Annotated in this window: 10 protein-coding genes, 1 pseudogene and 1 other annotated feature; of the genes and pseudogenes, 2 read left to right on the top strand and 9 right to left on the bottom strand. The window is 37.6% G+C overall.

Annotated elements, in window-relative coordinates:
• Positions 1-61: 61 nt before the first annotated feature.
• Positions 62-1,012, bottom strand: a complete 951-nt coding sequence (locus ACE1MS_RS11030) for an LCP family protein (protein ID WP_012294460.1) — start codon at positions 1,010-1,012, stop codon at positions 62-64.
• A 176-nt stretch (positions 1,013-1,188) separates the two neighbouring features.
• On the opposite strand from ACE1MS_RS11030, the gene msrA reads away from it, so the two are divergent.
• The gene (gene msrA / locus ACE1MS_RS11025) at positions 1,189-1,710 is read left to right on the top strand and encodes a peptide-methionine (S)-S-oxide reductase MsrA (RefSeq protein WP_012294459.1); all 522 of its coding nucleotides are present in this window, start codon (positions 1,189-1,191) and stop codon (positions 1,708-1,710) included.
• Between the two features lie 77 nt (positions 1,711-1,787).
• On the opposite strand, the gene recQ is transcribed toward msrA, so the two are convergent.
• From recQ to ACE1MS_RS11000, 5 genes are all read right to left on the bottom strand, one after another.
• Entirely contained in the window at positions 1,788-3,560 is a 1,773-nt protein-coding gene (gene recQ / locus ACE1MS_RS11020; protein ID WP_447402958.1) for a DNA helicase RecQ, read from the bottom strand.
• Positions 3,561-3,567: 7 nt separating this feature from the next.
• Entirely contained in the window at positions 3,568-4,668 is a 1,101-nt protein-coding gene (locus tag ACE1MS_RS11015) for a hypothetical protein (protein ID WP_031415868.1), read from the bottom strand.
• 256 nt (positions 4,669-4,924) lie between these two features.
• Entirely contained in the window at positions 4,925-6,100 is a 1,176-nt protein-coding gene (locus ACE1MS_RS11010; protein ID WP_447402957.1) for an MFS transporter, read from the bottom strand.
• A gap of 100 nt (positions 6,101-6,200) precedes the next feature.
• Complete coding sequence (argS, locus tag ACE1MS_RS11005) at positions 6,201-7,874, bottom strand: arginine--tRNA ligase (RefSeq protein WP_447402956.1); 1,674 nt, start codon at positions 7,872-7,874, stop codon at positions 6,201-6,203.
• A gap of 45 nt (positions 7,875-7,919) precedes the next feature.
• Positions 7,920-8,139, bottom strand: a binding site (T-box leader).
• A gap of 176 nt (positions 8,140-8,315) precedes the next feature.
• Positions 8,316-10,202 (bottom strand): FAD-dependent oxidoreductase, encoded by a 1,887-nt coding sequence (locus tag ACE1MS_RS11000; RefSeq protein WP_031415865.1) that lies wholly within the window; start codon positions 10,200-10,202, stop codon positions 8,316-8,318.
• Between the two features lie 588 nt (positions 10,203-10,790).
• Between ACE1MS_RS11000 and ACE1MS_RS10995 the strand changes: the two genes are divergently transcribed.
• Positions 10,791-10,958 carry a hypothetical protein gene (locus ACE1MS_RS10995; protein ID WP_197223951.1) on the top strand — a complete coding sequence of 56 codons (168 nt, stop codon included), beginning with the start codon at positions 10,791-10,793 and terminating at the stop codon, positions 10,956-10,958.
• A gap of 171 nt (positions 10,959-11,129) precedes the next feature.
• Here the strand turns inward: ACE1MS_RS10995 and ACE1MS_RS10990 are convergent, their stop codons facing one another.
• The 3 genes and pseudogenes from ACE1MS_RS10990 to ACE1MS_RS10980 form a co-directional block, all read right to left on the bottom strand.
• Positions 11,130-12,278 (bottom strand): copper amine oxidase N-terminal domain-containing protein, encoded by a 1,149-nt coding sequence (locus ACE1MS_RS10990; RefSeq protein WP_241745312.1) that lies wholly within the window; start codon positions 12,276-12,278, stop codon positions 11,130-11,132.
• A 516-nt stretch (positions 12,279-12,794) separates the two neighbouring features.
• Positions 12,795-13,099, bottom strand: a pseudogene (locus ACE1MS_RS10985) (MFS transporter); the annotation flags it as partial.
• Positions 13,100-13,335: 236 nt separating this feature from the next.
• Positions 13,336-14,835 carry a methyl-accepting chemotaxis protein gene (locus ACE1MS_RS10980; protein ID WP_012294449.1) on the bottom strand — a complete coding sequence of 500 codons (1,500 nt, stop codon included), beginning with the start codon at positions 14,833-14,835 and terminating at the stop codon, positions 13,336-13,338.
• Between the last annotated feature and the right edge of the window lie 560 nt (positions 14,836-15,395).

The raw sequence follows: 15,395 nt of genomic DNA, 5'->3' as shown, positions 1-15,395 counted from the left end.
TCCACCCCAATCAAAAAACTCTACCTTTATATTACAGGATAATGCTGGATTTTGCTAAACATCACTCCAGTGAAATGCCTAAAAAATCGCTTAAAAAGGCTTTGTTTTGTTCCACATCAATCACGATCGAATCGCCGGCATGGCTAAAGTTTTGGAATTGGTAGCTTCCTTCGATTGGAATCGTTGCTTTTTCAATGTTCACCTTGCCCTTTGATAGTAATTTTAGCACTTGTTGCATTTCTTCAGCAGAAGAATAATCGGTTGTAATATAGCCTTGTGCTGCCCCTACGAATTTTGGTAAATGCAATACATTCGCAGGTGTCAAAAGCTCATTTTTTAAAGCCTCTATGACCTTTTGCTGACGAGCAACACGACCGAAATCACCTTCTGCATCATGACGGAAGCGTGCATAGCCTAGTAACTCCTGTCCATTTAAGTGATGTACACCTTGCTTCAACTCTACCCCAATATTTTCGGACATATCCTTCTCAACATCCATCTCAACACCATTAGGTGCTAAAATATCCACCAACGATTCAAAGTTTTTAAAATCAATAAGGGCATAATGGTGAATCGGTAAGCCGAACATATTTGTTAGTGTATCCTTCAGTAGCTGTACCCCATCTAAGTAGTACGCTGTATTAAGCTTATAGGATTGATAGCCAGGGATATCCGCATAAATATCCCGCATAAAGGATACCAGTTTAATATCGTTGTTTGATTTATTCCAAGATAATACCATCATCGTATCTGTTCGAGATTTTTCCTCGCCACGTGTATCGACACCGAGAATTAAGTAATTTTCAATATCGCCTTTTAACGTATCGCCAGAGAAATCCTCCTGCTCGACTTGTGTTTGATTGGCAAGCTTTAGTCCACTGCGGTACTGCATAATCGAGTAGCCTGCCACTACTATGATACACAGTAATAATAATGTGAAAATTGCTCTCCCTTTACGAAGCTTTCGGTTTTTAGGACGTTGTGAGCGTCTTGTATAATCTTGCTCTTCCATAATGACTAACTCCTCTATTTTTTTATAGTTAATGTAACGATTGATTAGCCGGAAAGTTTCATTTGTTGATAGAGGAAGTCCCAACTTCAACTATCTTATTGTTATTTTACACCCAAATGCTCAGTTTTTTCGCCAAACAATGCTATAATATTTTCACAAAAGAAAGGATGATGTACATGATAGAAAAAGCTACTTTTGCTGGCGGTTGTTTTTGGTGCATGGTTAAGCCATTCGTCGAGTGGGATGGTATACATAAAGTAACATCTGGTTATATGGGCGGTCATTTAGAAAACCCAACATACGAGGATGTTAAGAAAGGGACTTCTGGCCATCTAGAGGTCGTCGAAATTGAATTCGATCCAGCCATTTTTAGCTATGAACAACTGTTAGACATTTATTGGATGCAAATTGATCCCACTGATGCTTTCGGACAGTTTCATGATCGTGGAGAGTCCTATTCAACGGCCATCTTTACTTACACGGATGAACAAAAGAAAATCGCCGAGGCCTCGAAAGAAAAGCTTGCCACTAGTGGACGCTTCGATAAACCTATTGTAACCAAAATTCGGGATGCTGAACGCTTCTATCCTGCGGAAGACTATCACCAAGATTACTATAAAAAAGAAGCTAATCACTATCAGCAAGACCGTGCTATTTCCGGCCGTGATGAATTTATAACTAAGCATTGGGATCAATAAACAATTAGAGGTGCCTCAACCATTTCATTGAGACACCTCTCTTTTTTGTAAAAGCACGTGCTTGATCGAAAATTGTCCTAGATGGGTGTTTCTAAAAACGATTGTAACGCCTCAAAGAAACGTTTGCCGTATTTATCAAATTTCACTTCACCAATGCCGCTTATGTGGCGTAAATCGTCCAATTCTGCTGGCTTCTTGTCACATAATTCACGCAATGTTTTATCCGAGAATACTACAAATGGCGGTACTTTCTCTTCGTCTGCAATTTCTTTTCGCAACACACGTAAATGTTCAAATAATGGATCATTATCTACCAGTTTTTTAACCGTTACAGCTTCTTTCCGCATGACCTGTCGTTGGCCAAGTAGTACTTCTTTGCCCTCGGCTGACACATAAATAGTTGGATATGTGCCGTGTTTAACAGCCAATAAACCCTCTGCAATTAGAAACTCAATAAAGTTCGAGACATCTTTAGACGAATAATGTCCCTTCAAAATACCATAGGTGGATAAACGAGCAAACCCAAATTCCGTCATTTTTTGATTTTTGGAGCCGATGAGTACTTGTGCTACCATCGTCTTGCCGAATTTTTGGCCCATCCGTACAACACAAGCCAGTACCTTTTGTGCATCCTCTGTCACATTCATCACGGTACGAACATCATTACAATTACTACAGCGACCACAAGGCTCCTCTTGTACTTCACCAAAATACGCTAAAATAGCATTTTGAAGACAGCCCTCTGTATGGCAATAGTCGACCATTGTTTGGAGCTTCGCTAATTCCTGTGGTATTCGTGCCTCGTCTTGCGATTGCTCAATAAGAAAACGCTGAGTTTGAACATCACCGGAGGCATACAATAATATACAAGCACTTGGAAGACCATCTCGACCAGCTCTCCCTGCTTCTTGGTAATAGCTCTCCATATTCCGAGGCATTTGATAGTGCAGGACAAAGCGCACATTGCTTTTATCGATTCCCATGCCAAAGGCGTTGGTAGCCACCATAATACGCGCCTCATCTTTTAAAAATCGCTCCTGCTCTGCCATACGTAGTTCCTCTGATAGCCCCGCATGATATTTGGCTACTGCTTCTCCAGTACGACTAAGCATGTCATAAATCGCGTCTACCGCCTTTCGTGTGGCGGCGTAGATAATACCGACTTCCTGTTTATTTTTCTGTAAGTAATTTTTAATATAACGTTCTTTATTTTCTCCAATTAGCACCGAAAGTGCCAAGTTATCACGCGTAAAGCCTGTCATCACTGTTGCATTTTCGTCAATGTTTAATAAATGCCGAATATCCTCACAAACAGCAGGTGTCGCAGTGGCGGTAAGAGCTAATACAGTTGGCTTCTGCTGCCACAGTGTAAAAAGCTTTTGAATGGAGCGATAACTTGGTCTAAAATCATGACCCCATTGTGAAATACAGTGAGCTTCGTCTACCGCAATTAATGGGACGGATAAATAGGACAATGCTTGAAGGAAGGAAGCACTTTCCAGTCGTTCAGGTGCGATATAAAGTAGTTTTAAATAACCAGCACTAGCTAGCTGCATCGTTTCATTCACTTCTTGTGCTGTTAATGTACTATTTATATAGGCAGCAGGAATATTAGCTGCTCGTAAAGCTTCCACCTGATCTTGCATTAAAGAAATAAGGGGCGATATGACAATTGTCAGCCCCTCAAGTATTAACGCAGGAATCTGATAGCAAATGGATTTCCCACCACCTGTTGGCATCACACACAGGCTTGATTGTCCATGTAATGTTTGTTCAATAATTTGGGCTTGTCCTTGCCTGAAGGCTTCATAGCCAAAATGATGCTGTAGCATTTGTCTTGCTTGCTCCATGCAAAGTTCACTCCTCAGTAGTAAGACGAAGTAACTTGTATTCGCCCTGTTCATTTTTCATAATTTCGTAAAGCATAATGGAATGGGCAAGAGCTTCCTGCCCTGCTGCATTGGTCAATACATACTCCGTTTTAGCTCGTACCTGAAGATGCTGATTCACTATACGAATATCTTGAATGTCTGTGTTCGAGAAATGAATCTTCGCTTGCTTAGAGGCATAGTAAGCAACCATGCCGCCCAGAGTGTCTTCCAATTCTTCTGACCCTACTATCGGCTCCATGACACTTGCATCTTGAATAGTTACAGCTCCTTTTAAATGCTTATGGAATGTATCTAAAAAAAGAATGATTTCATCTTTATTATACGCAAAAATATTTTCACCGTATTGCTCGAGGGCTTGCTGAACGGTTTCTTGATCCCCCTGCTCTATATAAGGATATAAATTTTTTGATTGGGATAGGCGTACACTCGCCTTCATGCCATCCTTTAACCATTTTTGCATAAATGGTTGAATTTCCTTTATCGGCAATATGTATGGTTGTGCTTCTCCTTGCTGCTGGCGGTTAAAATAAAGCCCCACAATTGCTCCGTTTTCCGCCTCCATCACCGGGCTCCCTAATGGTAGCTTTTCTTGTGTATCAATATAATAGGCAGCTATTTTATCTTGATATTTTTGAATCGTATAAGGTAAGCCATTCACGTAAACTGACAGCTGATTGAGCTCCCCTTCATACATTTTTGGAACTTGCACATTCGCTTTATAGGTCACTTGCAAAAGTGCAACATTATGTGCCGTTGACATGAAATGAACATTCGCTGCCACTAGCTTATCCTGACCAAATTTCACAAGGGCGGTTGGCTTTGAGGCTACCAGTGCGCCATTAGTTAAAATATAAAGCTCATCCTCCTTTTGCTGAATAATAATGCCTGCACCAACTCCATGCTCACCTATCACCTCAACCTCAGGCACTATCTTTTCTTCTTGCTTGGCCACTGTTTTTGTTGGCACCTCTGCTTTTTCTGCTTGAAACCAACCTGCACCAATTTGACTGTCACAACCTGTCAACAGCATGGCCGCCGCTCCTAATACGAGCATCTTTTTATACATACCTTCACCAAAACTTTCTTTTCAACTATCTCTCTTGTCTATCATAATCAAGGACTTAGGATGTTTCAAGTTTACATAATATAATTATTGTAATTAAAATAGTAGTAAAATACATTATTCCCTTCAGTTCTATTTCATTCTACCTATTAAAATTAATGGATTCTCCGATTTGCTATGAAAATGGATGGATTTTAGGCCTTCAAAATATTTTTGACAGAAAAAAAGACATGCATTTTGAATGGCATGTCTTCTCGAATTAATTTTTTCGTAGTAGCCCTGTCGTGGCAATTATTCCAAGCATCAATGCTAGAAAGATGGCGTACGTCCATGTATGGTTGCCTGTCATGTCATAGCAAACGCCAATCAAAACTGGGATGATGGCACTTAACATAAAGCCACCTGAAAATACCATGGATGACCATCTGTTGGCTTCTTGATCATTTCTAGCCTCATCAAGCGGTAACAATAAACCAATCGGAAATAGCCCACTTAAAACAATGCCGATAATAAATACGGCCAACCACAAATAGATCCCTGACATAAGCCATAATAATGTAAAACCTATCAGCCCAAAACAGCCTAACGCCAATACCCATGCTAATCGATTTGTCCATTTCTCCATAAGCATGGGCACAGCAATATTACCCATCATTTGTATAATCGACATAAATGTCAGCATTATACTCGCTACCTCAAGCGTCAAGCCTTTGTCCTGTAAAAGAGGTGTAAGCCACGACATCATTGAGAAAAACAATGATGTTTGTAAGCCAAAATACAATACGATCAGCCAAGCACGACCTGTTACCCAAGGATTACGTACCGGCTCGTTGTTGGCCGAATTTTGAACATCTGCCCCTTGTTCTTTTGGGATTACCCAGCTCCATATAATTAGTGAGACCATAGCAAGTATGGCCCAAATCCCTAGTGCTATTGTCCATTGATTATCAAAATAGTGATAAAAGTTCACAGTCAAAGCTGCACTTAATGTCGCACCAACGCCTATACCAAATGAGTAAATTCCAATAACAATCGTAAAGCGTTGAGGGAATTTTTTCTTACTATACGCATTTAATATAGGGCCAATCATCGCAATGGCCAAGCCAGCTGCAAAACTTGTAACCACTAATAAAAGATAGCTTTCTTGGAATAAGCGCAGCCCATTTGCGAAGACAAGAATAGCCATTAATAGCACGATTGCTAATTTTGTGCCAAGCTTGCGCTGAAATGGTACAGCAAAAGGAGCAAATAAACCCATGCAAAAAACAGGAATAGATGTCAGAAAGCTCATACTTGTATTGGATACGTGTAAATTTATCATAAGGACATTAAAGAGTGGTCCAATCGCTGTTACAGCCGGTCTCATATTTAGTGCGACTAAAAATATACTCATTACCACTAAGATAAGTGAAACGGTCCATTGTTTTTTATTCATTTGATTAATCCTCTCTGCTGCCAATCAATAGAAGAGTTTTCTTTTATTCTTTTACCATGTATTCTATAAATGGTCAATGATTGGGTAAGTGGTCCGTTCCCTACATATTTTCTGGCGACTCAATACCCAGTAAAGCTAGTGACTCTTTTAAGACGATCGCTACACAATGACAGAGCGCAAGACGTGAAGCTTGCTGGGCATCATCGGCTAATATTTTTTGGTGTGCATAATATTTATTGAATAAGCGCGCTAGCTGTAAAGCATATTTCGCGATGAGCGATGGGTCAGCCTGGTTAAATGAGGCGTCTACCACTTTCGGAAATTGTTCCAATAATAAAATGATTGACCAAGCCTGTTGTCCTAGTGGAGCATATGACTTCAATTGAGAAGACACATTTCCCTTTGCCAAGATGGAGCAAATACGTGCATAGGAATACTGTACGTATGGCCCCGTTTCTCCTTCAAAATTCATCATTTGCTCGATGGAGAATTCTATATCGTTTAGACGATGATATTTTAGGTCATTAAAGATTACCGCTCCAACTCCTACTTGCTGAGCCACTCGCTCTTTCTGCTGTAAATGAGGGTTTTTGTCTTCTATATTACGCTTAGCTGTCGCAATCGCCTCGGCTAAAACATCAGCTAATAATACCACCTTGCCTTTACGTGTCGACATTTTCTTACCATCTTTAAGCATCATCCCAAATGGTACATGCTGCAAATCTTTTGCCCAGCCATATCCCATTTTTTCAATCACCTGAAATAATTGTTTAAAATGAAGAGTTTGTTCATTACCCACTACATAGAAAATTTTGTTGGGTTGATACTGTTGCTGTCGGTAAAAGGCAGCAGCCAAATCTCGTGTTGCATAAAGTGTAGCTCCATCTGTTTTTGTTATTAAACATGGAGGCATTTCCTCCATCTCCACTACAAATGCACCTTCCGATTCCATAAGTAACCCTTTGTTTTGTAGCTCTGTTACAACCTTTGTCATCTTATCATTGTAAAAGGCTTCTCCAGTAAATTCATCAAATTTGATGCCTAGCAGCTGATAAATAGTCTGAAATTCATCTAATGATACATCACGGAACCATTGCCACAACGCTAAAGCCTCTGAATCACCATCTTCTAATGCTTTAAAGGCAGCACGTGCCATTTCATTTAGTATAGGATCTTGTTCAGCCATAGTATGAAATTTAACATAAATCTTTAATAATTCCTCTATAGGGGATGCTGTAATGGCTTCCTTATCACCCCAATTTTGATACGCAACGATTAGCTTGCCAAATTGGGTGCCCCAGTCCCCTAGATGGTTAATACGAATAGCCTGATAACCATTTTTCACTGCAATATTGGCTAAGGCATTACCAATGACGGTTGAACGTAAATGTCCCATAGAGAACGGTTTAGCAATATTGGGCGAAGAAAAGTCAAGAACGACACTTCCCCTTTCTGCTAGATTCGTACCATAGTTTTGTTGTTCCTGCATGATAAGACCCAACACTTGTTGTGTCACTTTTACTTGATGAAGAAAAATATTGACATAGCCACCGACAGATTGCACCTGATGGATTATCTCATTTTGTAATTGGCTTGCGATGTCTATTGCAATTTGTTGAGGGGGCTTCTTCCATATTTTAGCCAAGGTGAAGCAGGGAAATGCCATATCGCCCCTTTCTAAACTTTTTGGTTTTTCTAGTAATTGTTCCACGTCTTGAGCTGTTAGCTGATGATTTAAAATTTCAGCAATACTTTTTGCAATTTGTTGATTCATGTATATCCTCCTCTTTTTTCAATAAAAAAAGCCCTCGCCTCTATAATTAGAGACGAGAGCATAGTAATCCCGTGGTACCACTCTAGTTGCCATTCATAATGACCACTTTCCATTGTTAACGAGGTGACGCCCCGCTATTCTCTACTCTTAGTTCGAGAACCTTCTCCAAAGTGCGCTTCATTCATGGTTTCTGTATTAGGCTCACACCATCCCTAACTCGCTTTCCAGTTGTCCCATCAATTACTCTCTTTTTCATCGAATTTTTCTATGATTTTGACATATTTTACAGGAGTCTTCGCTTGGCGTCAATGCTTTTTGTATGAATGAATCATTGCTTCAGAGCGTTTAGAGAATTTTGCATAGGCAGCACTGATTGCTTCTGCATTCGTCTACACAAGTTACAGACGGCATTCCAAACGATCCACCATAAAAAAACGCTCCTCATTTAGAGGAACGTTCTTTTTCTACATAATGAATGACATCTGCCATGATGGCATACATCTCTTTTAACTTCAGTTGCTTATTGTCTTTCACTTTCTTCGCTACTTTTTCCGAAACAATTTCTTTATCAATTAAACTTTCCCAGCTATTTGCAGTCGATTCACCGATGAGCACATCTGCCAAATATTGTGCCAGCTCATCTCGCGTAATAGCTTCATCACCCGTGCTATATACCTTATTAATAACAATCTCCAGCTTATCTTTTTTATCGGCTGTACTCTCTGCGCCGGCACGTAGCATACTTTCTTTCAACATTTTAGCAAACTTAATTTTCGTTGCTTTACTGTCGACCTTTAAATCATTATCATAGCCGCCAACAACAAGTCCATAGTTAATTAACGTTTGAATGGCTTCATCATACCATTTGCCCTGATAAGGATAGTTCACAGAAAATGAATCGACATAGGCACCTTGTTTATCCAACTGCTCTCTTAATGTAGCAATTAATTTCTTATCCTTGCTCATTTCTCTAAAAGTAACATCTTGTTGAAGAGCTAGTGCTGCCGCTGTCCCTGCCGCTTCACCAGTCACCATACCAGTTGGGACAATACGGGCACTTCCCGCTGCTAAAGATGAATAACCTGCAGAGCGTCCCACAACAAGTAATCCATCGATATCCTTTGGTACTAGAGATCGGAATGGAATCGCATATTGCTTTGGCGCAGAAATAACATACCCATAATCATGTGGTGTTTGAGCCTGCACATCTACTGGATAAGAGGCAATCCCAATACTATCCCAATGATCACGATTCTGCCAAATATCGGACATTGGTAATTGATATTCAGCCCAAATATGTCTAGTTTCTCGTACATAAAGCTCTTCCGGGAAGCTGACAATTTCTGCTTTTTCAAATCCGGGGAAGTTTTCCTGTAAATATTTTAGTACATGCAATGTTTCTTTTTTACCTGCAGCTATGGCAGCCTGCTTCGAATTCTCATTTAAACCATCAATTCCGAAAATTTGTAATGCATTAATAAAATATTCATCATCCACTCGGGCTAAATTTAACCCTCTTAATCTTGTACCTTCTTGCAAAGGTTTATATTCATCATGAAGCTTTGTAAAGCCCCACATTACGGTATGATTCAAGTTAGCCCCGCCAAATACATCTGACTTAGCCGCTTTTTTTACTTGATCCCAATCGACATTTTTCAAGTGAAGCATTAATGTTACAGCCATGCGCTTATCCTTTATTCCAATATCTTCTCCACCAACAAAGAAAGGAACTTTAGACATCGTCGCAAAATCTGCATCCTGAGTAGCATCTATGAATGATTTTCCTTTAACGACATATGTACCGTATTCATTTTTTAGCTCAACAGAATTTAGTTGTTGTTGTTGAAGATTCGTTTTAACTACTTCCGTTTGCACCGACAATGTTAAATTGGGTTCCTCATCAATCAGCTTTTTAAACGCTGCTTTAGCTCCGACGATACCAAAAGCATCATTGCCTCTCACTAGCTCATGCCATTCTTTAAAAATACCTTCACTGATGGAGTTATTATGACCATCACGTGGAATATCTAGAAAATTTAGCATCCCATATGTAAATAATCCACCCAATTCTTCACGTTTTTCTACCAATAAGGTTTTAGCTCCATTACGAGCAGAAGCAACAGCAGCAGCGACACCCTCAGGCTCACCACCAATGACAATCACATCATATTCAGACTCTATATTGTTGATGGGTACTGGCTTTTTATACTCATCCACTAATTTATTGTATGCCATAGAGTTCGTTATTTCTTTAATAAAGTAGTAGCTTCCAAACCCAAGTAAAACTACTAGGATAGCAGTGGCTGTCCATAATACGCCTTTACCCATAATAAACCTCCGATAGTTAATATTTCCAATAACATGTTTATTTTATCATCATTTCTGCCACTTGAAAGAGCTGAATGTCCTATTGATTTTTTGCCTACAACCATAAGGCATATCATTTTCTACAGTATTTTTCTATGAAATTATCGTGTATTCCATCATATAAAGGATTGGGATATTTTTCCGATTTGCAGACAAGGTTTGTTTCATCACTTATAGTAAGCAGTCAAAACGGGGATGTGCTTGCGGGCACAAGTAGTTGATCAGGATACATTGTACCTGATAAAAAAACAGTCAGAATCATTTTAATCTATATTTTTGTCGATAAGCAACTAAAAACCCTTTGGTAAATGATGTAAATTCACTATTCTTTTTCAAAAATAGTTAAATACACTACTAAGTAGACGCATCAACTTCAAATAAAGTTACAGGACAAAAAATATTTTTCGATAACCTTTAATGAGCTAGTTTTATCCGTCACCCCTACCATTTTACTTCTATTTTTTATTTTACTATGATATATTTTCTATTAGGAAATCATTCCCAACTATCCAAACAATGGTCTTTAGGATTAATAAATGAGGTGCTTGTATGGATCGATTTGAACTTACTTTTAAAAATAAAGCTGTACGAATCTGGTTTTACACTGTATTCCCTGCCATTATATTAGCGATTATTTCTATTATTATTTTACCTAATGAGCAACATAAATATGTTTCACTAGGTTTGTCACTCATGCCAATCCTATATTTTATTTGATTTATTTTTTATACTAAAAAGAAACGCAAAAAATAGTTAAACCCTCTATATATAAACCATTCGACCATGTACCCATTCCAGATATAGGGAACAGAGTAAATAAAAATTGACTGGCTAAAGTTCCATACAAAACAGAACGTAAACCAGCCAATTCAGCTTAAAACGCAACCTTTAAGGGTTGATGACCTCATGATGGTGCCCCTTTAAGTCTACCCTGTAATTTCCAAAAGTCTTTTTTCTATCTTCTGAGCTTAAATTGCCAAATCTATTATAACCGAAAATATAGATGCCATTATCATTTATTTTCCAGTTATAGGCATTACCTATCGTATCAAAACCATAATAAAAACCTGGCATGCCTAAATAATCAGAAACCCATTGTCCATTTGCTCGTGTTGCATATTTTAAATTACTTGTTTCAGGCGCATTTACTATCCCCCGCTCATATCTTGTTAGATAATATACATGATTCTGATAAGGTTTTACAGCTTTAATCGGTGCTTTTTCTACGGCTACTCTTGAAATGGCTTGTCCATCCACATAATATAAAATAAACTCTTTTGTAGTGCTATATGCGTAGTCCATATAAAAATTGCCCATATCCGTTTTAATCCAAATATCTCCTAGTTTAACTATATTTTCATCCTCAATAAATTCCTCATAAACAAAGGGTTCAAAATCAGAAAAATAATTGCTATAGAATAATTGACCTTTTTCTTGCATCACAGCCATAAAACGATCGCTATAGACAATTGATTTCCCCTGAAATAGCCATTCACAAATGCGAACAAGTCTAAGGTTTTCAAGCTCCGTAGCATTTACACCCCTGATAATAATCAAACTATATGGTTGCTGGTTTTCATTCTTCAAATAGACTATTTTCTTATTAAATGCCTCCCCTATATATCTTAGAGGAATATAGGTTGTATTATGATGCAGGACTGCAGAAACGTCCATTTGAATCGAATCGCCATTCACATCTATTGCCTTGTTCCCTATTTTCAAGGTTATAGTTTTATCCGAATTTTTAATGGTTATGGTATTATTTTTAGGGTTGAAATCTACCCTTGCACCAAATCCTTCAGAAATAAAGCGAAGTGGTACTAAGGTTCTTCCATCTTTTACAATTGGCTGTATGGCAGAAACCATATTACCATTAACAAATGCCTTTGAGCTTTCAGGCGACAAAATGATACTGTTATGAAGATCATTTTCTGTAATATCATTATAAAGTTCAAATAGATTTGCTGCCTGCACAGTTAGACTAACAGGAACAATTAATAAAAAAATTACTACTGTACTGATAATGTTTCTTCTCATTTTATAGTCCCCAATACGTTTTGCATATTTTCAATTTACTACTACGTTCGCATTTTCCAATATAAGCTAAATTATACACTTTTCTATTAAGAGTTGCTACGTTTAATGGCTATTGCTCTGACCTTCGAGAGTGTACAAGCTATAGCAGATTAATGCTTTTTTGGGGCGATATGGGGCTGAATTGGGGCTAAAAATATTGCCTTGCAGGGTATAAATGGGAATAGCTAATGTAAACTTGAAATTTTGTATCTTTATTATCTTTTAAATTTTTTTGGTTTTTTGATGCTACTCCATTTAGAGTGATTTTTTTTTGTTTATAAAAACTATTCATTTCCCCCATAACCGAATTTTCCCTACCTCCCTCTTTCTCTAGTATGTTAAAAAACGACTGTTTCGAGACTTTTTTATCCTACGTATGAGAACAAATATAAAAAGCATGTTTTGACCCATCTTTTTACAAAACATGCTCATGTATCATTAGTGCCGACACTCGTTTCGTAGTACCGAGTGTCAACAAAAGAACCTTAAATTAAGTTGTTTTTTTGCACGTGTAGAAGGCTCTGTCGAATCCACTGTTTGTGCAGTCCACTAATTAAGCCAAAGTTCCATCCTATTCCAATTAAAGAAAGTGCTACGATTAATAGAACCATAGAATCGGTGCGAATACGGCTAATAAACCGCAAATAACAAAGTCACTCCTGATGCAATACAAAAATTGTTCGTCCGACTTTATCTACAAGCATCCCTGTTACGATCGACGGAAGATACCTAGCATCTACATGAAATCCTATAGCAATTCCAACCTCCGATAAACCATGACCATCTGAGTAAATAAATAAAAATAAGATATGTTTCTGTGGGACTTTTAGATAGTCTCTTGATCTAAGTATATCTCTGCTAGCACTCGGTGTACTGAATGTCAAAAAAAAAAGCATCTTTTTAAAGCTCATAAATAAAACCAGATACTCATAAAAAACTTTAGGAGTACCTGGTTATTTTAATGAGAATTCCCCTATTTGCTTTATATAAAAGCTTTTTAGCGAAATACTCTTTTATTTTATTGTTGCTTTGAAAATTCCACCAAATCCTGTGACATTGTACCAATTTCATCTGCCGAGGCATTCAATTGTTCTGTAAGAGCCGCCTGCATTTGCGCAAGCTCACTAATTTTATCCATATAGTCAATAATTGTATCAATAGAAACCTTTATTTGCATTAAACTTGATTCAATATTACCTGTTGCCTTAGCCGAATTAACTGCTAATTTTCTTACCTCTTCAGCTACTACACCAAAACCTTTTCCTTGTTCTCCTGCACGTGCGGCTTCTATTGCAGCATTTAACCCTAGTAAATTTGTCTGATCTGCTATCTCTCGAATAAAATGTGATATAATCTGTGTTTCATCTGCTACCCCTTTCGCATCATTGGCAGCTTCTGTAGTTTTTTCCTGTGTGTTCGCCAGTTCCTGTGCCTGCATAGTAATAGAATTAATGCCATCAACCATTTGATTAATAGAAGCTGATAATTCCTCCATACGTGTCATAGTTTCTTGCACATTTTGCTCTTTCTTTTTTTCATGTGTAATATCTCGAATAGTTCCTGCCACTCGCAAAGGAGCTCCCTCATTATCACGAAGCGTTGTACCGTTTGCATGAAACCAGCGATATTCACCTGATTTTAATTGAAGGCGATAATCTACTTGAAATGGCGTACGCCCAGAAAAATCTAATAAATGGGCACTAAACGCATCTAATGCAGGCTGCTTGTCCTCTGGATGCAAGCGATCACTCCAAGAGCTCATAATATTTGGAAAATCATGTTCATCCTTGAAGCCCAATGTTCTTCGAAATTGTTCACTCCACCAAAAGGAATTCTGTGGATTTAATGGATTCCCTTGATCTACAATCATATCCCATGGCGCTTCTACCAGAGCTTTATTAATTAAATCATAACGTGTTACATATCCCTGTAATTTTTCCACGTTTATTTTTTTATCATGAATATTCATCATCAAACCAATGATTTGATACTGATCATCTTCAAGATGGGAAGCCATTCCTGTAGTCTGTATCCAGCGCTCTTGACCGTCACGACAGCATATCAAATGCTCCATATTAAATCGAGTTTGTGTTTCTAAACTCTCCTCTAGCATCTCTTTAAAATCAGAACGATGCGCCTCTGTAATTACCTTCAAAAAATCTTGAAAACTGTCTTTAAGAGCATAACTATCAAACCCTAAGAGCTCTTTTAATTCTGACGAAGCTGTGAAAACATTGTTTGAATCATCCAAGCGTCCGTTTAATACTCGTAATTCCCAAAGACCCATTTCATTACTTTTCAATACATTACCCAATTTTTTCTGCAATTGATCTTCAGATTCTTTCCGAAGCCTATTTACTTGATTTAAATTATGTACTAACTGGTTTAATTCCTCATCATTTGTTGAAGCTAAAGTATACTCAAAATCATATTGACCCTGTTTAGCCATTTGCAATTGAGCCTCACTCAACTTAATAAGATCGCCAATTGTTATGTTCCGTTCTTTTTTTAAAAACATTCTTAGTTCCCCTTCGATAGTGTATAGATTACATGACTAATTCAAGAATCATTAGTTATAAAACTAGAATCATATTTCGTGTTTTTCTCATTATAACCGAAAAAATAGTTAAAAAGCACTCGAAAAATAATATATTTTTTAGATGCACTATATTCCTTATAACGGCTACCTCATTTACTTTAAGAACTATATATTTTTTTGAATCTGTATCCAAATACTCAAATTACTAGTGAATTCCCAGGAATTATGATAAAAAGAGATTTTTTTGATTACTTCTTTCGGGCTATCCAACGCGAAACAAAGGAATCTTTTTAAATACATACTAAATCAATGCTATATTCATATATTTTAATTGAATTTGTCATTGAAGGTTTATTAAAAGAATTGAATTAGTGTGTTATCAAAATTCGATTATATATTTGTTAAAAAAAATTAATATAGAGATAAAAATATGTAGATACAAGTATTAAAGTGTGTTATTTTAAATGGTAATAATAGTCAAAGGAGGAGTTTACTGTGAGCAAACAAATGTTAGCAAAGGGCAAATTTTTCAAGGGGAA

The sequence above is a fragment of the Lysinibacillus sp. fkY74-1 genome (assembly GCF_053165895.1).
This window is presented reverse-complemented; position numbering and strand designations above follow the sequence as displayed.